16 protein-coding genes and 1 pseudogene are annotated in these 22,056 nt (G+C 28.4%); 15 read left to right on the top strand and 2 right to left on the bottom strand.

Going from position 1 to position 22,056, the window contains the following annotated elements:
* The first annotated feature begins 128 nt into the window (after positions 1-128).
* From H9661_RS18375 to H9661_RS18350, 6 genes are all read left to right on the top strand, one after another.
* The gene (locus H9661_RS18375; RefSeq protein WP_191770245.1) at positions 129-1,328 is read left to right on the top strand and encodes an acetate/propionate family kinase; all 1,200 of its coding nucleotides are present in this window, start codon (positions 129-131) and stop codon (positions 1,326-1,328) included.
* 94 nt (positions 1,329-1,422) lie between these two features.
* Positions 1,423-4,365, top strand: coding sequence for an ATP-dependent DNA helicase (locus H9661_RS18370; protein ID WP_191770243.1), 2,943 nt, complete (start codon positions 1,423-1,425; stop codon positions 4,363-4,365).
* 294 nt (positions 4,366-4,659) lie between these two features.
* Positions 4,660-5,751, top strand: a complete 1,092-nt coding sequence (locus H9661_RS18365; RefSeq protein WP_191770240.1) for a BMP family lipoprotein — start codon at positions 4,660-4,662, stop codon at positions 5,749-5,751.
* A gap of 92 nt (positions 5,752-5,843) precedes the next feature.
* Positions 5,844-7,382 carry an ABC transporter ATP-binding protein gene (locus H9661_RS18360; protein WP_143315037.1) on the top strand — a complete coding sequence of 513 codons (1,539 nt, stop codon included), beginning with the start codon at positions 5,844-5,846 and terminating at the stop codon, positions 7,380-7,382.
* Positions 7,369-8,442, top strand: a complete 1,074-nt coding sequence (locus H9661_RS18355; protein ID WP_191770246.1) for an ABC transporter permease subunit — start codon at positions 7,369-7,371, stop codon at positions 8,440-8,442. Before H9661_RS18360 ends, H9661_RS18355 begins: the two co-directional genes overlap by 14 nt.
* A gap of 1 nt (position 8,443) precedes the next feature.
* Entirely contained in the window at positions 8,444-9,391 is a 948-nt protein-coding gene (locus tag H9661_RS18350) for an ABC transporter permease (protein ID WP_143315039.1), read from the top strand.
* A gap of 70 nt (positions 9,392-9,461) precedes the next feature.
* Here the strand turns inward: H9661_RS18350 and H9661_RS18345 are convergent, their stop codons facing one another.
* Both H9661_RS18345 and H9661_RS18340 read right to left on the bottom strand, forming a co-directional pair.
* The gene (locus H9661_RS18345) at positions 9,462-10,307 is read right to left on the bottom strand and encodes an LD-carboxypeptidase (protein ID WP_191770239.1); all 846 of its coding nucleotides are present in this window, start codon (positions 10,305-10,307) and stop codon (positions 9,462-9,464) included.
* 122 nt (positions 10,308-10,429) lie between these two features.
* Positions 10,430-10,915, bottom strand: a complete 486-nt coding sequence (locus tag H9661_RS18340; RefSeq protein ID WP_191770237.1) for a CarD family transcriptional regulator — start codon at positions 10,913-10,915, stop codon at positions 10,430-10,432.
* A gap of 381 nt (positions 10,916-11,296) precedes the next feature.
* Between H9661_RS18340 and H9661_RS18335 the strand changes: the two genes are divergently transcribed.
* The 9 genes and pseudogenes from H9661_RS18335 (at position 11,297) to H9661_RS18295 (ending at position 21,909) form a co-directional block, all read left to right on the top strand.
* On the top strand, positions 11,297-12,472 hold the full coding sequence (locus tag H9661_RS18335) for a sensor histidine kinase (protein ID WP_185966706.1): 1,176 nt from the start codon (positions 11,297-11,299) through the stop codon (positions 12,470-12,472).
* Positions 12,447-13,124, top strand: a complete 678-nt coding sequence (locus H9661_RS20055; RefSeq protein WP_143315043.1) for a response regulator — start codon at positions 12,447-12,449, stop codon at positions 13,122-13,124. The genes H9661_RS18335 and H9661_RS20055 overlap by 26 nt, the downstream gene beginning before the upstream one ends.
* A 459-nt stretch (positions 13,125-13,583) precedes the next feature.
* Positions 13,584-14,246 (top strand): M48 family metallopeptidase, encoded by a 663-nt coding sequence (locus tag H9661_RS18325; RefSeq protein WP_191770235.1) that lies wholly within the window; start codon positions 13,584-13,586, stop codon positions 14,244-14,246.
* A 308-nt stretch (positions 14,247-14,554) separates the two neighbouring features.
* Entirely contained in the window at positions 14,555-15,544 is a 990-nt protein-coding gene (locus tag H9661_RS18320; RefSeq protein WP_143315045.1) for an ABC transporter substrate-binding protein, read from the top strand.
* The gene (locus H9661_RS18315; protein WP_143315046.1) at positions 15,544-16,446 is read left to right on the top strand and encodes an ABC transporter permease; all 903 of its coding nucleotides are present in this window, start codon (positions 15,544-15,546) and stop codon (positions 16,444-16,446) included. The genes H9661_RS18320 and H9661_RS18315 overlap by 1 nt, the downstream gene beginning before the upstream one ends.
* The gene (locus tag H9661_RS18310) at positions 16,412-17,206 is read left to right on the top strand and encodes an ABC transporter ATP-binding protein (RefSeq protein ID WP_143315047.1); all 795 of its coding nucleotides are present in this window, start codon (positions 16,412-16,414) and stop codon (positions 17,204-17,206) included. Before H9661_RS18315 ends, H9661_RS18310 begins: the two co-directional genes overlap by 35 nt.
* Positions 17,207-17,332: 126 nt before the next feature.
* Positions 17,333-17,638: pseudogene (locus H9661_RS18305) on the top strand (AAA family ATPase); the annotation flags it as partial.
* 122 nt (positions 17,639-17,760) lie between these two features.
* A complete protein-coding gene (locus tag H9661_RS18300; protein WP_191770231.1) occupies positions 17,761-19,002 on the top strand; it encodes a hypothetical protein in 1,242 nt (413 codons plus the stop codon).
* 3 nt (positions 19,003-19,005) lie between these two features.
* Positions 19,006-21,909 carry a hypothetical protein gene (locus H9661_RS18295; RefSeq protein ID WP_191770229.1) on the top strand — a complete coding sequence of 968 codons (2,904 nt, stop codon included), beginning with the start codon at positions 19,006-19,008 and terminating at the stop codon, positions 21,907-21,909.
* Positions 21,910-22,056 lie beyond the last annotated feature (147 nt).

Raw genomic sequence — 22,056 nt, 5'->3', positions numbered from 1 at the left:
GTAATATAGTGTCAATAATATTATTGGATTATATTTTAAATAATGTAATATTTTAAATATAATTTTATAATAATAAAATATATGAAAATTTAATTATAGTTATTAATAAAGAAGTGGAGGGAAAAGATTTGAAAATTTTAGTAATAAATTGTGGTAGTTCATCATTAAAATATCAATTATTTGATATGGAAACAGAAAATGTTATAGCAAAAGGTATTGTTGAGAGAATAGGAATCGAAGGGTCTATGTTAGTACAAAAAGTTGAAGGTAAGGATAAGTTTATTTTAAATAAGCCTATGGAAAATCATAAAATAGCAATCTCCTTCGTTTTGGATACTTTGATAGATAAAGAGAATGGTGTAATAAAATCAATGGATGAAATTGCTGCAGTTGGACATAGGGTTGTTCATGGAGGCGAAAAGTACTCTGAATCAATTTTAATCGATAAGAAGGTTAAGGATTCAATAAATGAATGTAGTAAAATAGCACCACTTCATAATCCACCTAATATTGTTGGAATAGAGGCTTGTGAAGAGCTTATGCCATCTACTCCAATGGTAGCTGTGTTTGATACTGCATTCCATCAAACTATGAAAAAAGATGTTTTTCTTTATGCTTTACCATATGAACTATATGAAAAACATGGAATAAGAAAATATGGTTTCCATGGTACTTCACATAAGTATGTTTCTGAAGAGGCAGCAAAGTATATGGGAAGAAATATAAGTGATTTGAGAATAATTACTTGCCATCTTGGGAATGGAGCTTCGTTGTGTGCAATAAAAAATGGAGAGTCTATAGATACTACTATGGGATTTACTCCACTTGAGGGGGTAGTAATGGGAACTAGATCAGGAAGCATAGATCCTGCAATACCATTATATTTAATGAGTGAACTTAAATTAACTATAGATGAAGTAGGTAATATATTGAATAAAAAATCAGGAGTGTTAGGAATTTCACAAATAAGTTCAGATTTTAGAGATATTGAGACAGCATATAAAAATGGTGATGAAAGAGCAATACTTGCTTTTAATATTTATCACAATAGTATAAAAAAACAAATTGGTGCATTCATAGCAGAGCTAGGGGGAGTTGATGCCATAGTGTTTACAGCAGGAGTAGGAGAAAACGGGCCAATTACAAGAGAGTTAATATTAAAGGATTTGGAGTTCTTTGGAATAAAAATTGACAAGAAAAAAAATGAAGTTAGAGGAGAATTCAAAGAAATATCCACAGATGATTCGAATGTAAAGGTATTCGTTATTCCAACCAATGAAGAATTAGTTATAGCTAGAGATACTTTGGATTTAGTGAAAAATAAGTAAATTAACTACGTAAAAATCCTTAGAAAAATTGCAATGAATTCACTTTCTTTATGATATAATTAATTGTTATTTTATAATGATTGGGAGTAAATCTATGAATTCAAGAGATAAAAGTGTACTAGATAACGTTATATATTTAGATATAGTAACAACAGGCTTTGATGAATTATCTTTAGATATTATTGAAATAAATGCTATAAAGATTATAGATAACAATATATATACTTATAAAAGAAAAGTTCAACATGAGAAAAAAACTTTAACTAAAATTCAAAGAGAAAAAGAATACTCTGAAAAAATAGAGGAAAAAGTTGAGACTTTAGAGCAAATTACAAAAAGCTTATCAGAATTCTTAGAGGATTATCCACTAATCTGTTTCAATGGTATTCATCTGAGTAAAGTTATGCTCAGATGTTTTCCTGAAATCAAAAATAATGTATTAAATATTATGGAACTAGCAGCAATTCTTGAACCGTGGTTAAAGGAATATACCCTTGAGTACTTAGTCCAAAAACTTACTAACATTTCAGAAAATAAGCATTTGAAGAATGAATTTAGTAATATTGAGTGTAGTATAAAAGTAGTTAATGCTCTCTTGTGTAGAGAATGGGCAAGGGAAGAGAGGGTATTTAAAAGAAGGAAAGTTACTTTTTACGAAATATTAGTAAAAGAGTATGCCTTAGAGAAAAGATGGGCTTGGACAAAATATATTAAGAGACCATTACTTTTTACATTTCAGGGATATGAATATATAAATTATGATGAAAATAAAATAGCTAAGCCTAAGCTAAAGAAGATGCAGATTAAATATGATGAATATGAAAATCTTTTAAGAAAAACAGATATATGGACTAATGGTGGAGACTTTGGATACAAGTATAGAGAGCAACAAAGAGTTTTAGCTGAAAAAATCAAAACAAATATAGAAAATGAGGAAAAAATATTTATAGAAGCCCCTACGGGTAGTGGAAAAACTTTTGCTTATTTGTTAATACTAACTTTAAAGGCATATATAAATAAAGGAAGTTATAAAGTACAAGATTCATCATTTATTATATCTACTGATACAAAAGAATTACAAAATCAACTTATCTCGAAAGATATACCTAAAATTCTGATGAAGTTAGATTTAGATGAAAAAATTAAATATGGTTCTATCAAAGGAAAAAGTAACTATATATGTAGTGAGAGGTTAGAGAAATCACAAAATTTCAATGGTGAATTAAAAAGTATTTTGGCAGAAGTTTTCTTAAAAAGATTATGTAAAGATGGAAAGTATGGTGATATTGAAAACATAAGCTATTTTGCGTATACTTACTTTTCTTTAGAAAAGTATTTATCTGATGTAGTGTGCGAAAATGAGAGCTGTAATATAGAAAAATGTTTAAAACCTTGCTTTCTAAAAAATAGATATAATGAACTTCCAGCTGAAAATATTACTGTTATAAATCATTCTTTATTGGCAAGTTGGCCTTATAATGAAAAGAAGAAAATTACGCATTTAGTAATTGATGAAGCACATAATTTGATGGAGAAATGCTATGATTTTTTTTCAGAAGAGTTTAATTCAGAAGAATTTGTAGAACTACTTAAGAATGCATATGAAGTAGAACCAACTATTTATAGACAATTAACTAATCTAAATGCAAGTAATGGGTATCGAGAAAATGTGGAACTTGCTAAAATTAAATATTGGATAACTGAAATTAAAACGAACATCGGTATTATGTTAAACAAGTCTATTGAATTAAAGCTTGTTAAAGATGAGTACAATTTTAGAAGTGAATTTTCTTTGCCTGAAGAAGCGTTTAAAGAAAAAATCAATGTTTTAAGATTTCATATATCTAAAATAAAAGAAAATATATATGGAATATATAGTCTTCTAAATAGATATTTAAATAACATTACATCAGAAGAGGAAAGTAAGGAAGATAAGGATTATAAAATAGTATATGATTATATTATGAAGCTTAAATCATCATATGAAATACTAGATGTTTTTTTAGAGAATTCAACAAAAAAGGAAACTCATGCAAAAGTTATTGAAGTTTCAAAGGAGTATAGCTATTTTAAAATTACAAATATACCATTAAATATTGAAGAACTCGTTAATGATCGGATACTCAAAGATGTGAAAAGTACTACATTTTTATCCGCTACTTTTAGAATTAATAATTCATTAAGGAAAATGAAATGTTTTCTTGGACAAAATGAAGCAAAGGAATTAATACTGCCTCAAACATTTAGATTAAAAGATAAAACTAAAATATTTGTTTTAAATGATATTGGTAGATACAATAGTAGTAATTTTTTAAAGAACTCTGCTAAGTTTATATTTGAGATGGCACTAAAACTTAATGGGCATATGTTAATATTATTTACTAATAATTTAAGAAGAAAAGCTGTGGAAGAAGAACTTGCTGAACTTGCGAGGAATACAAAATTTGAAATATACTCACATAAAAAATCATTAAAATATCTAAAAGATGATAGTAGACAAGTTATTATTTTAGGGAGTAAAGGATTTTTTGAAGGAATAGATATTCCAGGTGATGCATTAACTTGTGTCATGGTAGATAAAATACCTAACAAAAGTCTTGAGGATCCACTACTAAAAGCAGTAACTACTTATAAAAAAGAAAGTTATATTGATGTAAATTATCCTCAGGTATGTATAAAGTTGAAGCAGATTTATGGAAGGCTAGTTCGTAGTGAAATGGATTATGGATATTTTTGTATCCTAGACGGTGGTCAAAATACAAATGTATTAAATAAACTTGAGAAAGATCTTTGTGGACCAAGATTTGTTTTTGAAGATAGTAAAAATATTTTGAATAAAATCAATGATGATTCTAGGCGATGGAAAATAGAAAATTTAAAGGCTATGATGTCAGACATTAAAAATGATGATGGGTTTGCTGAAAATTTCAATTGTGAATCGAAAAAGATGAATTCCTTTTGGATATATAGGGGAAAATATAATGGAAAGATATTATTTAAAAATATAGATTTAATAGCTGAATTTACAAAAAAGTGATATTATATTTTTTAATTTCTTAATAATAATGTTTGGATATTTAAGGATAAGTGCTTAATTCTATTAATATTTTTTCGTAAAATTATAGAAAAAAGCCTAATTAGTAAAGAAAAAGTGAATGTTTTCTTTACTAAAAGAATAAATATTCAACTTGCTATTGCAATATGTAAAGTTTAAGGATAAAATAATATCGTAAATCTTGATATTTAGATTAGCTAATTTTTTTTGTATATAAATATGGAAAGAATTATCGCAATATCATTAAGATGTAAAATGATACTTGGAGGGTTAAAAATGAAAAAAAAATCAATAGCGTTGGCTTTGACTAGTTTACTATTAACTGGATTAATGGCTGGATGTGGAAATGGTGACACAGGTAAAAAAAGTTCTTTAAAGGTAGGAATGGTAACAGATTCAGGAACAATAGATGATAAGTCATTCAACCAAGGAAGCTGGGAAGGAATTTTAAAAGCAAAAGATGAATTTGGTATCACAGAAAAATATCTTCAACCAGATGGTCAAACTTTAGCAGATTATACTTCAAAAATTAAGGATTTGTATGATGGAGGCTTTAAATTTATAGTAGCACCTGGCTTTAAGTTTGAGCAAGCAATATTTGAATCTCAAGATAAGTATAAAGATGCTAAATTTATAATAATAGATGGATCTCCTAACAATGGATTAGAAGGAGATAAAAAGCAAGCAAAAGTTGGCGATAATACAGTTGCTGTATTCTTCGCAGAGCAAGAGTCAGGCTTTATGGCTGGTGTAGCTGCTGCAGTAGAATTAAAAGATGGAGATTTAGGATTTGTTGGTGGAATGGAAATCCCTGCTGTTCAAAAGTTTAACTGGGGATTCCAACAAGGAGTTAAATATGCTAATGAAAAATTAGGAACAAAGGTTAGTTTAAAAGCTGAAAACATAGTTTACCAAGGTACATTTAATAGTGCTGATGCTGGTCAACAAATTGCAGCTACAATGTATAGCAGAGGAGTTAAAGCTATATTTACAGCTGCAGGTGGTACTGGTACAGGTGTAATTACTGAAGCTAAGACTAGAGCTAAAAAAGGTGAAAAAGTTTGGGCTATTGGTGTAGATACTGATCAATATGATGAAGGTATTTATGAAAATGGTAAATCAGCAGTATTAACTTCAGCAATGAAGAAAATTGACAATACAACTTACAAGTTAATTAAGGATGAATTAGATGGTAATTTCCCTGGTGGGCAAACTCTTACTTTAGATGCTAAGACTGATAGTGTTGGTATACCTGATAAGAATCCAAACTTAAGTGAAGCAACTACAAAAACTTGTAAAGATGTATTTGAAAAAATTAAAAGCGGTGAAATTAAAGTTTCAAATGAACAAGGTAATTTAATTAAGTAGTTATTTAGGAAGAGTACAAAAAAGGCGGTTCTTCCGTCTTTTTTTGTATAAAACATTTAAATCGTAATTTAAGTTAAGATGGAGGATATAGAATGGAATATGTAGTTGAAATGTTAAACATTCGAAAAGAGTTTCCAGGCATAGTAGCAAATGATAATATTACTTTGCAACTTAAAAAGGGTGAAATTCATGCTCTTCTTGGAGAAAATGGAGCTGGAAAGTCAACTCTTATGAGTGTTTTATTTGGTATGTATCAACCAGAGGGCGGAGTTATAAAGGTTAGAGGTAAAGAGGTCAAAATTAGTAACCCAAATATAGCAAATGATTTAGGAATTGGAATGGTGCATCAACATTTTAAACTAGTTGAAAATTTCACTGTAACAGAAAACATTATTTTAGGTAGTGAATCTAAGCGATTTGGCTTATTTATCGACATAAAAGGTGCAGCAAAAAAGATTGAAGATTTATCTAAAAAGTATGGACTAAATGTTGATCCTTATGCAAAAATTGAAGAAATTAGTGTAGGGATGCAACAGAGGGTTGAAATATTAAAAATGTTATATCGTAATGCGGAAGTTTTAATATTTGACGAACCAACAGCAGTGCTTACACCACAAGAAATCGAAGAATTAATTGACATTTGGAAAACCTTGGTTAAGGAAGGGAAGTCAATAATAATTATTACCCATAAATTAAAAGAAATTAAAGCTGCAGCAGATAGGTGTTCTGTTATAAGAAGAGGACGATACATAGGAACAGTTAATGTTAAAGAAACTTCTGAGGCTGAGATGGCAAAAATGATGGTAGGACGTGAAGTATCATTTAAAGTAGAAAAATCACCATATGAACCAGGTGAAGTTTTAGCTAAAATTGAACATTTAAATGTTAAAAATAATAAAAAGGTTCTAGGAGTAAAGGATTTGTCCTTAGAAATAAGGTCAGGAGAAATTCTTGGAATAGCGGGAGTTGAGGGTAACGGACAAACTGAACTTGTGGAAGCTATTACTGGACTTAGAAAAATTGAATCAGGTAAAATAGATTTAAAAGGTAATGACATAAGTAACTTAAGTATAAGAGGCAGAATAGAAAGTGGTATTGCACATATACCTGAAGATCGTCAAAAAAGAGGATTAGTGCTTGACTATACAATTGAAGAAAATATGGTTTTGCAAAAATATATGAAAGAGCCTTTTTCAAATAAGTTAGGTTTGTTAAATAAAGGTGAGATAAGAAAGTATGCCAATAAAATAATTGAAGATTTTGATGTAAGATCAGGAGAAGGTGCTATATCACCAGCTAAAACATTGTCTGGTGGAAACCAACAAAAAGCCATTATAGGACGTGAAATTGAACTTCAACCAGAACTTCTAATAGCAGTCCAACCTACTAGAGGGCTAGATGTTGGATCAATAGAATATATTCATAAAAGATTGGTTGAGCAAAGGGATAAGGGAAAAGGAGTTCTTTTAATTTCTTTAGAACTTGATGAGATATTAAACTTATCTGATAAGATTGCTGTTATTAATAATGGTGAATTAATTGGAATAGTAAATGCCGATGAAACTGATGAAAAAGAGATTGGTTTAATGATGGCAGGAGTTAAAAAGGAGGATAACAATAATGAAGAATAATTCATTAAAATCAGTTCTTGCAGTTATTCTAGGACTAATAGCAGGAGCACTTTTAATGGTTGCAATGGGACATAATCCAATTGAAGGTTACATGTATTTAACTCAAGGCGGACTTATGACTACAGAGAGAATAGCAAATACCATTGCAACATCTACACCTCTTATACTTACTGGTTTATCACTTGCTTTTGCATTTAGAACTGGGCTATTTAATATAGGGGCTCCAGGACAGATGCTATTTGGTGGATTTTGTGCAACTGCTGTGGCTTTAACATTCACTAATTTGCCAAGACCAATTTTACTATTATTTATTGTATTATCAGGATTAATAGGTGGAGCTTTATGTGCGGCATTAGTTGGTTTATTAAAGGCAAAGTTTAATGTTCATGAAGTTGTTGGATCAATAATGCTAAACTGGATAATTTACTGGATTGTTTATTATGTTATACCAGCATATTTCAAAGCTGATTCTATAGAAACAGAATCTAGACAAATTACTGATGTTGCATCACTTAAGACTCCATGGCTTACTCAATTATTTAATGGATCATTTATAAATTATGGTATACTTATTGCTATAATAGCAGTTGTATTAGTATGGTTTATTTTAGATAAAACAGTGTTGGGATATCAATTAAAAGCAGTAGGGTTTAATAAATTTTCTGCAGAGTATGCAGGTATTTCAGTGAATAAAAATATTATTGTTTCTATGGGAATCGCTGGAGCATTATCAGGGCTTGCAGGAGTGGCTCAATATGTAGGTAATGCAACTTGTATTCAAATAGGTGTTATGCCAGATCAAGGATTTGATGGGATTGCTGTTGCGCTTCTTGGAGGAAGTTCTCCATTTGGAGTATTGATTGCTGCATTATTCTTTGGCCTTTTATATGCAGGAAAAGGATTTATGACAACAATGGCAAGTATACCTCCTGAAATAGCAGATACAATTATGGCAACAATTATATATTTTGCAGCTACAAGTATGATTATGGATAAGGTAATAAGAAAATTTAAAAAACGAAAAAAAGAAGTTCATATAGATGTAAAGGAGGAGAAGTAGTATGTTAGATACTTTACAACAAATTTTCCCCTATGCAATAGCATATACTGTACCTCTTTTATTAACAGCACTTGGAGCTGTTTTCTGTGAAAGAAGTGGAGTAGTAAACGTTGGGCTAGATGGGTTAATGATTTGTGGTTCTTTCGTAGGAGCTTATGTTATAATAACTTTACAAAAACAAGGCAATGATTATGCTTTGTGGATTGGATTATTTGCAGCAATTGTTGCAGGAATTATATTTTCACTATTACATGCATTTGCTAGTGTAACTTTAAATGCAAATCAAGTTATAAGTGGTACAGCAATAAATATGATAGCTGGAGCTTTGACTGTTTACTTAGCAAGAAATATTACAGGTAGTGGAAATATTAGAATAATGCTTGGGTTTATACCACAAGAAATACCTGTACTTTCAAGCATTCCTGTAATAGGACCGTTATTTTTCACAAAAACATATGCGACTACTTGGTTAGCCTTAATAATTCTAGTTATGAGTGTAATTATATTAAATAGAACAAGTTTTGGATTAAGACTTAAATCATGCGGTGAGCATCCACAAGCAGCAGATGCAGCAGGAATTAATGTTTATAGAATGAGATATATTGGAGTTATGATATCTGGTGCTTTAGCATCTCTTGCTGGAGCAGTTATTATAGTGACTTATGGTGGGGAATTTACTGGATCTGTATCTGGATTAGGATTCTTAGCATTAGCAGCTTTAATATTTGGCCAATGGAAACCATTAGGTGTATTAGGTGCAACACTATTTTTTGGGTTTGCATCAACAATTGCAAATATTTCACAAGTAATGCCATCATTAGCTTCAGTGCCACCAGTTTTTTTGAAGATTTTCCCTTATGTAGCTACTTTAGTGGTTCTTGTGTTCTTCTCAAAAAGAACTCGTGCACCAAAAGCTTCAGGAGAACCTTTTGAAAGTGGAAAAAGATAAGTAATAATCATTTTACAATAAAGACTGTGTTTAAGGAAATTTGAATTTCTTTTAACACAGTCTTTATTAATTATTTTATAAACTTATAGTATTTGCCTATAATAACAGCTTTAGAATTATAACTATGTCCTATTTCCTTGGTTTTAATAACAGGAATATTAGGATTGTCAATAATACTTAAAATTAGATTTTCTACTTTAGAATCTGTTAGAATATTTTCAAGTTCAGTAAAAGATCCTAGAAGCACACCGCTACACAGTTCAAAGACTCCAAGATACTTATAATGAGTAAGCATAGTTCTTATCTTGTTTTCATCTCCACTTAAACTTTCAATTAAAACAATCTTGTTTTTAAAGTCAGGCATGAATTTAGTGCCTGCTAGTTTTAGTGTGCAGCGTAAGTTGCCCCCTATAAGAATACCCGACATATTTGAACCTTGAAGCCATTTGTAATTAAAATTTAAAAAAGCTTCAGAAATATTATTTATGTAATCATAGAAGTTTTGAAAAGAATTATTAGTTTGGTCAAGAACTATATTTTTTATTTGATATAGATAGCTTTTCTTTTGAACCTGAGAATATATACTATTAATGAAAACTGATAAATCGCTATATCCAAAAAAAGGTTTATCAAAATCTTTTATAGTATCAAAATCTATGTATTGAAGAATTTCGTTTGCTAAATCTCCTCCTGAAACATCAAAAATTCCTTGAATTTTTGGATCTTTATATAGTTTCATTAGTTCGCTCGCGCGATCTCTACCGGAGTAATTAGAGTTAGATATGTCTTTATAAATTATATCTGATTTTATAACTTTTATATTCATATTTGTCAAAAGCTTTTCTAAGTTACTGATTATCTCTACTTGCTTATTTGGTAAACCATTAGATAAGCTTATTAAGGCAACACATTCCATATTGTTTTGTCTCCTTTTATTATTTTATATTTATAATATTATATTTTTATAAAATAATAAAGCTAGATTCCAACTAAGAAATTCGTTGGAATTTAGCTTTATATATGTAACTTACATGTAATTTATAAAATATTTTCTAATAGTTCATCAGCTTCTGTGTGAGAAATATCCTTCACCAAACTAATTTCTTCTATTAGAACTTTTTTTGTGGTATTGAGCATTTGATTTTCGCTAGAGTTTAGTGAATGTTGTCTCTTTATCAGAGAGAGATTAAGAAAAACCTCAATGTAGTCTTTTAAAGAACCAGATTTTACTTTTAGTGAGTTAGTAGCAAATCTATCTTTGCAATTAGCTGATTTTGATTCACAATCAGTAACTTCAAGTCTTTTTACATTATTCAATAAACTGTCTAAAGTGGTTGCATCACTAATTAACCTTATGTTAGAGGTTTCAATACGACTACAAGGTAAAGTAAGTTTTAGAGAATTATTTAGTAAATGTATGCTATAGAATTTTTGAGTTTTACCATGAAATTCTTTTTCTTCAATTATATCTACAATACCTACTCCTTGATTTGGATAAACTATTCTATCGCCTGGTTTTAACAAATTAAGCACCTCCAAAGTGTTCATATTAATAGTATACCACATTTTTTGTGAAATAACCAAATTATTTATTTTATCATACATATAACACCATGTCAATTACTATAAAAGTTAACTTAATTTTATTAAATTAATCTTTTATTTTTTATTATTGGATTAATTTATTTCTGTAGTAAAACTGGATTTAGAATTACATATGTCTTGATAAATATACTATATTAGTGAATGTAGATTAATGTAAAAATATAAAAATTGTGCCTAAGATATAGAATGGCATGTAGTTAAAAATTGAGGAAGGTAGTTCTAATAGTATTTGGTAAATGAAATTTATTATGTTATAATTTACTATGAAAATACTATAGGATGAAATTGAATGGTGATGTTATGAGTGAAGAAATAAATAGTATAAATAATATACTATCTGTAGTTATTGATGATATTCATAATGGTAAAGAGAAAATATTTAATATTGCAGAATCTTTGAAAAGTGAATATGAAAAGCAAATAATTGAGTTAGGTGATGTTGAAGATCAAATTTCAATATTAATTAAAGAAGTAGATAGACTAGAGAAGATTGACAAAAGCATGAGAGAAAAATTAGCGAAAGCATCTATGAACTTCCAGATTAAAGAAGATGATGTGAGAATAATTTATGAAGAAGCTTTAAACATTAGAGTTGAGTATATTACCATGCAAAAAGAAGAAAAAAGATTGCAAGGTAGAAGGGAATCTTTACAGCGATCAATAAAGAATCATTTTAATAATATTAAAGAAGCTGATTCTGTCATAGAGCAAGTTAATGTGGCATTAAGTTATCTAAAAGGTGATGTTTATAAGAATATAGAATCAGTTGAAGAAAATAGCAAGATAGCCTATGCAATTAGATTTGTAGAGGCACAAGAAAAAGAGAGAAATAGAATAGCAAGAGATATACATGATGGACCTGCACAGTATTTAGCTAGTACAATGATGAGAATTGATTTTTGCAAAATGCTTCTAAACAAAAATCTTGAAGAAGGATTAAATGAATTAGAAGATTTAAAATCAAATGTTAGAAAAACCTTAAAAGAAGTTAGAGGAATAATATTTGATTTAAAACCACCATTTTTAAATGGAATTACTTTAGAGGCAGCTATTGAAGATTTAAAAGAAGCTTTTCTTGAAGAAGCATCTACAAATCTTGCAGTTGAAATAAGAAGCAATGGACATCCTGTTGACTATGTTGTAGAAGTAGCTGTATACAGAATAATTCAGGAAATTTTAAATAATATAAAAAAGCATTCTAAAGCTGAAAATTCTGAAGTAAGATTAGAAGTTGGACAAGAGAATATATACTTAAACATTAAAGATAATGGAAGAGGATTTGATGTAGATGAATATCTTAAAAGTGCAAGAAAAAATACTAAGAATTATGGTATAACTGGAATTTATGATAGAGTTGATGAATTAGGTGGTACTATTGAGATAAAATCTTTATTAGATAAAGGAACTGAATATAAAATAAAATTGCCTACAATTAGGGGGAAAGAGAACAGTGATAAAATTAGCTATAACAGATGATCATGCACTAATAAGAGAAGGGCTTATTAGGATAATTAGTTATGAGAAAGATCTAGAGATAGTGCTTGAAAGTGACAGTGGCGAAGAGTTGATTGAAAAACTAAAGAATATAGATATAGCTCCAGATATAATATTATTGGACATAAATATGGACAAACTTGATGGAGTTGAGACTTTAAAGATTGTTAAGGAAAATTGGCCTTCTATAAAAATAATAATATTAACTGTAGAGAAGCAAAAAAGAAAGATTAAAGAGGTATTAGATTTTGGCGCAGAAGGGTATGTGTTAAAAGAATCTGCTGGAAATGAGATAACTAGTGCTATAAGATCAGTGTATAATGGTGAAAAATATATAGATAAAACTCTTATGGAGTCTGTATTCATTGACGATTACATAGGAACTAATGAAAATAAACTTGAAAACTTATCAAATAGGGAGCTAAGTATCTTAATCAAAATTTCTGAAGGTATGAAAAACAAAGAAATTGCTGAAGCTCTATATTTATCAGAAAAGACAGTTAAAAATTACGTAACAAGTATTTTTAGAAAAATTGAAGTTGAAGATAGGGTTCATGCAACTTTATATGCAATCGAGAATAATGTAAGTGGATATTACGAAGAAAAGAATAAGGGAAATAAAATACAGGACTAAAGTCCTATAAAAAAAGGGACTATTGTAATCTATTATTTTTATGAGAAAACTATATAATAAAAGCATAGGTGTTAACCTCTTGCTTCAAAGACAGACTAACCCATGGTTTGTTTTATAGTTTCCCACCTAGATGGAGCAAGTAATATTTTTTATCGTTTGCAGTATATATAAAAAAGTTGTCTCATAAGGAGATGACTTTTTTATTTTGCGAAAAGGAGAAAGGGACTAAAGTCCTATAAAAAAAGGGACTAAAGATATCTATGTTTTATAATATTATATATATATAATAAAAGCATGGGGAATACCTCTTGCTTCCAATTAAGCGTACCCATGGCTTATATCCTAGTTTCCCACCTAGATGGAGCAAGTAATATTTTTTATCGTTTGCAGTATATATAAAAAAGCTGTCTCGAAAGAGATAGCTTTTTTATGTTATAATCACTTCAAGTAGGTGATAATTTGGAGGAAATAAAATATAAGGTTTATTATAAGAAAATAAAATCAAGTTTAATTACAATTGAACCTGATGGAGAGGTAATAATAAAAGTTCCATTGGGAACAGGAGAAAATGAAATTGATGATATAGTTAGAAGAAAGAGTAAATGGATTAGATCAAAAAAAGAACTTTTAGAAAGTAGAAAAAAGCTAAATTGCGATGAAATAATGTATTTAGGTGAAATATATAAGCTAAACATAATAATACAACCATATCTTAAGATGGAATTTGTTATTGATCATAATAAGACATTTATTATTAATACTATTTCTAAGGAAAGAGGAAATAAGGTTCTTGAGAAATATTTAAGAGAAAAGTGTAAGGAAGTAGTATATAAAAAGGTAGATAAGTATAGAAAATATTTTCCGAGTGAGCCTAAAGAAGTTAAAGTAAAAGAACAAAAGAAAAGATGGGGTAGTTGTACTTATGATAATAGAATTTTCTTGAATTGGAAGTTGATAATGGGAAGAGAATTAGCATTAGAATATGTAGTTGTCCATGAGATGTGCCATATGGTACATAAAAATCATTCAAAGCAGTACTGGGAATTAGTCGGAAAAATTATGTCAAGTTATAAAGAAGAACATAACTGGCTTAAAGATAATGGATATCTGATGAATGTTTAAAATGATTAGTAATTAACAGGTAGTTTTTCTGACTACCTGTTTTGCTATGTAAATGATAACAAAAAGATTGGTAAGAAAAAAATCAATATTAATTAAATGAAATATTAAGTATGTTCGTTAATAGAATGTTTACAATACTGATAAATTATGATAATATAGAGTAAATTATTTTTAATATTTTAAGAATGTACTTGCATAATTGATATATTATCATAAAAATATGTATTTTTTTTATGATTATATTAAGAGTAAAGTTAGGATATGAAGTATGGTAGGCAAGGTACATAAATATTTGGAGGATGGTAAGAATGGTAGGAAAGAAGAAGATTGCAAAGATACTTTGTGGTATTTTGGCGGTATCAGTATTAACAGGTTGTGGAACGCAAAAAAAGGACAACACAAAGAAAATTGGAGTAATTCAATTTATTCAACATGGTGCTTTAGATGAAGCAAATAGAGGCTTTGTTGATGGGCTTAAAGAAAAAGGTTATGAAGATGGAAAAAATATAGAAATTGAACAACAAAATTCACAAGGAAAAATCGATGTTGCTCAGCAGTTAGCAGGACAATTTGCAAATAGTAAAAAAGATTTGGTTTTTGCAATAGCTACTCCAACAGCTCAAGCTGTATTGAATGCAACGAAAGATATTCCAATTGTATTTACGGCGGTTACTGATCCGGTAGATGCTGGACTAGCTAAGGAATGGAAAAGTTCAGGATATAATACAACTGGGACTTCGGATAAGGTTGATATTGATGAACAGCTAAAATTATTTAAAGAATTAGTTCCGAAGGCTAAGAATATGGGAGTAATTTATACTACATCAGAAATAAATTCAGTAAATCAAGTTAAAGAACTTAAGGAATTAGCACCTAAATATGATTTGAACATAAAGGAAATAGGAATTTCTAATATAAATGAAATTAATCAAAATCTATCAAATGCTGCAGGAACAATAGATTCATTATATGCTCCAACTGATAATAATGTAGCAGCATCTTATCCTTTAGTAGGTGATATTTGTGTTAAGAATAATATAGCTGTAATAGGTGCTGAGCCAGCTATTGTTGAACATGGAGGGCTTGTATCTAAGGGAATAGATTATTATGAGTTAGGAAAGATGGCAGGTTATAAGGCAGCTGAAATATTAGATGGAAAAAATCCAAAGGATATAGAAATAGAAACCATGAAAGAACTTGCTATAACAATAAATACCGATGTTGCGAAGAAACTTAATGTAACAATACCAGATAGCATAGATAAAGCAGCTAAAAAGGTAACTGGAGGCGTTAATTAGTGGATTTAGTAATAAATATATTAGAACAAGCATCCTTATTCGCTTTAGTTGCAATGGGCGTATTTATAACATATAAGATTTTGGACTTTCCTGATCTTTCTGTAGAGGGAAGTTATCCATTAGGGGCAAGTATAGCTGCAATATTAATAGTAAATGGAGTTAATCCATGGATAGCGACTTTAATAGCCATGATAGGAGGAGGAGTTGCAGGATTTTTAACAGCATTTTTACATGTTAAATTAAAAATAACTAACTTAATGTCTGGAATATTAGTTATGATGGGATTATATTCAATTAACTTGACAATTATGGGGAAATCAAATATCCCACTTTTAAGTACAAATCATTTATTTAAAAGTTCTGTATCTCCGTTGGTAATAGCTTTAAGTATTTTAGTTATATTTAAGATATTACAAGACTTATTTATGAAAACAAAATTAGGGTTTTTATTATTTGCAGTAGGTGATAATGAGCAAGTGGTAACAACACTTGGAGTGAATAAGAATAATATAAAAATATTAGGGCTTATGGTAAGCAATGCACTAGTTTCTTTAGCTGGAGCATTAACATGTCAATATCAAGGTTATGCTGATGTTGGTATGGGAACAGGTGTTGTAGTAAAGGGACTTGCATGTGTAATTATTGGAACATCACTTCTTGGAAGGATTTCTTTTATAAAGTCAACTTCACAAGCTATAATAGGAACAGTTATATATTATACAGCTATTTCTCTAGCTTTAAAGCTTGGATTAAATCCAAATTTATTAAATTTACTAACAGCAATTGTAATTGTAATTGCATTAGCTAGTGAATCAAATCTTTTTAAAGCTAAAAGAAAATCAAAGGTAAAGGGTGGTGAAGTAGGTAATGCTAAAAGTAAATCAACTATCCAAAGTTTTTAATCAAAATACAATAAATGAAAATAGAGTTTTTGATAATTTATCTTTGTCTGTAAATAAAGGAGATTTTGTAGCTATTATTGGGTCCAATGGAGCTGGCAAGTCCACTCTTTTAAATATGATTTCTGGAACCTTAGTTGGTGATAGTGGAGTTATACTAATAGATGGTGAAGATGTTTCTAGAAAAGATGAATATTTAAGGGCTAAATATATAGGAAGAGTTTTTCAGAATCCATCTGTTGGTGTTTCTCCTAAGATGACTATACTTGAAAATCTTTCTCTTGCAGATAATAAAGGAAAGAGCTTTGGTTTGACATTAGGTATAAATAAAAAGAGAGTAAATTATTATAAAGATTTACTGAAAGAAGTTGACCTAGGGCTAGAGGATAAATTATATAATAAGGTTGAATTATTGTCAGGAGGACAAAGACAAGCGCTTACTCTTCTAATGGCAGTAATGTCAGACCCTAAATTATTATTACTTGATGAACATACAGCAGCTCTTGATCCTAAAACTTCTGAAAAGATAATGGATATTACAAAGAAGATTGTTAAAGAAAGAGGAATTACTACTTTGATGGTTACCCATAATTTAAAACATGCTATGGATTGTGGTAATAGGTTATTTATGATGCATAGAGGAAGAGTAGTTATAGATGTTCAAGGTAAAGAAAAGCAAGATTTGACTACTGACAAACTTTTTGAATTATTCGAAAAAGTGAATGTTAAAGATGATTTAAGTGATAGGACATTATTTGGCTAGATTCGTAAAATTAATATAGATTAAACATGTCAGGGACTATGGTAGATACTTTTAATATCAATCATAGTCCCTAATCTTTTTTATTTATGATAATATATAATTAGTTAAAAAATGAGGAGGATTGTAATGACACCATTAGCTGAAAGAATGAGACCAAGTACTTTAGAAGATTTTATGGGACAAAAGCATATTATAGGTAAAGGAAAACCTTTGTACAATTTAATAAAAAGCAAGAATATTCCCAATTGTATATTATATGGTCCGCCAGGAACAGGAAAAACAACTTTAGCTAATATAATGGCAAATTATATTGATAAGAAGTTCTATAAATTGAATGCTACAACAGCTTCTGTAAAAGATATTCAAGAAATAGTGTCTGATTTAGATACTTTACTTGGTTATAGTGGAGTTGTAATTTATATTGATGAGGTATGTTAAAATAAATGTATAAAATTATTATTTATACTTAGTTATAGATATAAAGTATTGAAATGAATATCATTATAATTAATTACATATTACATAGTTGTAATTAATTATTAGGAGGATATAATATGAATGAGATACGATACTTAAAAGAGCATAAAAGTAGATTAAAGTTTCAGGTAAAGGTAGCGAGATATTTTAGAGAAGGTAAATATGAAGATTCGTTATTTGAAAAAGCTATTATTGTATTAACAGATTCATCAAATGATAAATGCAGAGTTCATGAATTTACAGAATTTATAATGAAAAAATATGGAAAAAGCACAATTAAAACACAAGTAGATTACGCAGGAAAACTTGTGAAGTTTTTGAACTTTGTACTTTATAAAAAAATTAAAAAAAGTTTTAAGTTTCTTGATTTTGATGATATAACAATTTTTTTGCAAACTATAGCATTAGATGTGAATTATGAAACTATGAGTCGTTATAAAAAAGTGATTGTAGATTTTTATTGGCATTTAGCTAATAAAGGGTGGTTAAACAGCATTTTTGCAAACGATTTCGTAATTGCTGAGGTTGATAAAAAAGGGGTTATTATTAAGCAGTATGATGTTCCTGGATTAGATATTGATATAAATAAAAATAATCCAAAAGGGAGAAATACTCATGTAATGGATTATAAATTACAGGCTATGTTTCTTCAAGTAGTGATAGAAGAAGTTAATAGAATTGCTTTTGGAGTAGCATTACAGATGTTTGGTGGATTAAGAGAAGGGGAAATAATAAATTTATCTCACAGTGGAATACAATGTATTGGACCTTATGGCAGATATGGAATGTTATTAAATTTAGAAAATAGATATTTAAGGCAAGATTTGAAAGGAAATCAGGGTAAAGGATATGTTAAAAAGCAACGAAAACAACAAGTTATTTCTCCTTATGGTATCTTAGAAGATTTATATAAATCACATATTAGGAAATATAGATGTAATTCTGACAGTGGAGCAGTATTTGTAAATAAAAATGGTGATCCAATGACATTGGAGAGCTATAGCTATTATTTTAGGAAACTAAAAAAAATATTTCTTCAGCGATTGAAAGAGTGTAATAATCCATCATTGAAGATAGAAGGAGATGTTTTAATGGCAGCAAGGTGGGGAACACATATAGGCAGAGGAATATTTACAAATAATTTAGCTGAGTTTCTAACAGCAAGTGAACTAAAGATAAAAAGAGGTGACGATTGGATTACTTCATCAGAAGTATATATTGAAGAAACAAAAAAGATAGGAAAAAAATATGAAGAAAATGCTGAAGGTGCGTTTAAGTCAGTGTTGAAAGTTCTTAATATAAAAGGAGATAACTATTAAGCTATGATAGATATATACGAAGCAGCAAGAAAAATTGAGATAAAAGTCCCTGATAAATGGATTAGGAGATTGCATAATATAAAACATATTACATTAATATCTAAAAATGATAACTTATTTATTTCTGAAGAAGATTATGAAAAATTAAAGAGAAATAGGCTGAATAACATACCGTATGATATAGAAATACCTGATGGATATCTTACTAGAAAAGAAGCAGCAAAAGAATATGAGATAAGTTATAATGCATTAAGACAGCAAGAGAAAAATGGAACAATAGATATAGTTAAGAGTGGAGGAATTTCTTTATTAAAAATAGATAGTTTGGAAAAGATAAAGAAATACTTAGAAGAAGTAGAATTTATGGAAGAAAGCGATGAATGGATAAAAGTTGCTGATTTACATGGAAGAAGTGATAAGTATTATAAAGTGCTTACTACATTAAAAAGAAATGAATTTGACAATAGTCAAGTTAGAAAATCTGGTTATGGAAAGAAAGAAGAAAAATTTATTAATGCAAAATTATATAAAGAAATCATAGAAGGAAAATATGAAATAACCAATTATAATAATGATTTAAAAAATATATTACCAGATGATATAAAAGCTATTCTTGATAAATTAATAGTTAATGTTGGATTAAATTGTAACAAGCAAAAAGCAAAAATGAATAATCTAGTTTCTTTAGAGGATATTAGTATAGCAAATAAAATAAATGTTGAAGATTTACTTTATGCAATAAATCAAGTAGATATCGAAATATTAATCAACAATGAAAAAAGATTTATTTATGAATATGATATAGAAGATTTAATGCACAACTATGGATATTACTCAATAAAAAGATTAGGTAAATTAACAGCTATTCCAAATTCAACTTTAAAAGCTAATTTAAATATTGCAAACAAACTTAGGGAAGTTGAATATTTTGAAATATACAATACATTATACTTAAGTCTAGAAGCAATGGAAGAGACATTAAAAGAGTATTCAAAAAAATATATATCTACTTTAAATTTAGATGAAATCCAAGAGGAAAGATTAAAAATATTTCCTAGCGACCTTAAAGAAACTTTAGAGTTAGCTAAAAAATTTATTAAAGTTAAAAAAAATAGATATATAAAAGAATATGGAGAAGATACAACCAATTTTACAAGATTAATTAATGCTATTGAGGCATTAATTTATAATTTAGAAGACGAAGTGTTTAATTGCAATTCAGAGTATCTTTTAGAGATTATATCCAATAAGAAATTGATTAAAACAGGGTATGTAGATATAACATGTCATTTTTTAAACTTTGTCAAGAGAAATTTGAAAAGTAAGTGTAAATTTAATAAACAATTTGGGAAAAGTATAATAGATCAGTTTCAAATTGATAATGATGGAAAAGTAGAAGATAAAATATATGATAAAGAGACTTGGGCTAAATATTATTTAATTTTGAAAGATACTGATAAACACATAGAAACGGCGATAGGCAATTTTAGATATTCTCAGTGTTGGTTATATTGTATATTAAATTTATCTGTAACATGGAGAAAAAAAAATATACTTTTAAGTTTGCCAAGAATAAATCTTGAAGAGGTTGGAATATATGATTTAAGTTGGTTCACAGAAGAACATATATTTACATTAGAAATGGCTATATCAGTACTAGAACAAATAAAATTTACACTAGATGGTGTAATAGCATATAAAAATAAAAGAAATCTTCATTTCAATATTCCATTATCTTTAAAGATCCCAACAGCGATTGCGTTTATAATTTGTGAAATTCATTGTAGAAAAAATCAAGAAAAGTCATTATTATATGAAATAAATAGAGCTCCGCTTAGAAAAACTGATTATAAAAAAATATTTAATGATGATAAATTACTAGATTTTCAAAATTTAAAATGTACTAGAAGTATAATGTCATATGGATATTCTTATTCTATAAGTGCTTTAGGAGGGGTACCAGCTTCGTATAAGATATATAGCAATAGTAGATCGCACTCAGATTCTGAACAAAGAATGACTAATGTTACAGGAGATTATTATTTAATATTAGATAACCTTGAAGGTGGAGCTAAAGAATATATGTACCATATTATTGAAAGAGGTGCATTTGGGTTTATGTATTATAAATTATTTCAGTGCATTTTAGAAGAAGAAGGTTTTAATAATATTACGCAAGATCAAATGACTCAATTAACAAAATGTTGTAAAGAAGTACTTAACCCAATGACATTAGAGAATATAGCTACTAACTTTATTGAATATAGAAATGTTAATAAATTAAATGTATTTGAAATGTTATTACATAATTCGTTAAATAAAAACTTGAATAATAGTATAAGTGTAAGTAAGGATAAATTTTTAGATAAGATATTAGAAGTATATGAGGAGAAGGCAAGAGAATTATTTGGAGATAGAAAAGAATTCTTTAAGTATATTAGCAATAAATATAAGAGTATTGATGATTCAATGAATAATTTATCTAGAAGTAATTTTGATATGAAAAATGTGTTAAAAATGATATCAGATGGAAGCAACTGTAGTTTTTCTCAATACACAAATTGTATTTTTGATAGAATTGAAAGGAGAGAATTGTGTCCTTATGGATATGGGGAAAAAGGTGGAGCTAGTTGTTTAGGGTGCAAAAATAATTTGTTAACTATATATGGATTATATGAAATTTCTGATAGACTAGAAATTTTATTAACTAAAATAGAAGCTAAAGCCTATTTATCAGAAGAAGAAATTATTAAAAATAGTTATTTAATTAAAAATTATCTAAGTATTATTATAGAGGCTCTAGTACATTTTAAAGAGAAAGAATTGATTAATAATATAATAAACTTAAAAAATATAAAGAAAAGAATTATTAATGCAAAAAATAGTAATAAGATTCTAAATTTTTAGGAGTGAGGTTATGTCAAAAGAACTAACACATAAATCTGCATTAAAACAGGGATTAATAGTTAATAAAATTGAGTATAGAGATGAAAAGTCTCTAATAGTTACTAAAGAAATGAAAATATATAAAAAAGAAGAGAGTAACTATTATAT

It is taken from the genome of Clostridium cibarium (assembly GCF_014836335.1).
In the GTDB taxonomy this organism is placed as follows: domain Bacteria; phylum Bacillota; class Clostridia; order Clostridiales; family Clostridiaceae; genus Clostridium; species Clostridium cibarium.
The sequence above is the reverse complement of the archived record's forward strand: the minus strand, read 5'-3'. Positions and strand labels throughout refer to the sequence as shown.

Bases quoted from the DNA above. Each gene is read 5' to 3' on its own strand.
- H9661_RS18370 (WP_191770243.1), top strand. From the start codon at position 1,423: ATGAATTCAAGAGATAAAAGTGTACTAGATAACGTTATATATTTAGAT.
- H9661_RS18365 (WP_191770240.1), top strand. From the start codon at position 4,660: ATGAAAAAAAAATCAATAGCGTTGGCTTTGACTAGTTTACTATTAACT.
- H9661_RS18360 (WP_143315037.1), top strand. From the start codon at position 5,844: ATGGAATATGTAGTTGAAATGTTAAACATTCGAAAAGAGTTTCCAGGC.
- H9661_RS18350 (WP_143315039.1), top strand. From the start codon at position 8,444: ATGTTAGATACTTTACAACAAATTTTCCCCTATGCAATAGCATATACT.
- H9661_RS18345 (WP_191770239.1), bottom strand. From the start codon at position 10,307: ATGGAATGTGTTGCCTTAATAAGCTTATCTAATGGTTTACCAAATAAG.
- H9661_RS18335 (WP_185966706.1), top strand. From the start codon at position 11,297: ATGAGTGAAGAAATAAATAGTATAAATAATATACTATCTGTAGTTATT.
- H9661_RS18320 (WP_143315045.1), top strand. From the start codon at position 14,555: ATGGTAGGAAAGAAGAAGATTGCAAAGATACTTTGTGGTATTTTGGCG.
- H9661_RS18310 (WP_143315047.1), top strand. From the start codon at position 16,412: ATGCTAAAAGTAAATCAACTATCCAAAGTTTTTAATCAAAATACAATA.
- H9661_RS18300 (WP_191770231.1), top strand. From the start codon at position 17,761: ATGAATGAGATACGATACTTAAAAGAGCATAAAAGTAGATTAAAGTTT.
- H9661_RS18295 (WP_191770229.1), top strand. From the start codon at position 19,006: ATGATAGATATATACGAAGCAGCAAGAAAAATTGAGATAAAAGTCCCT.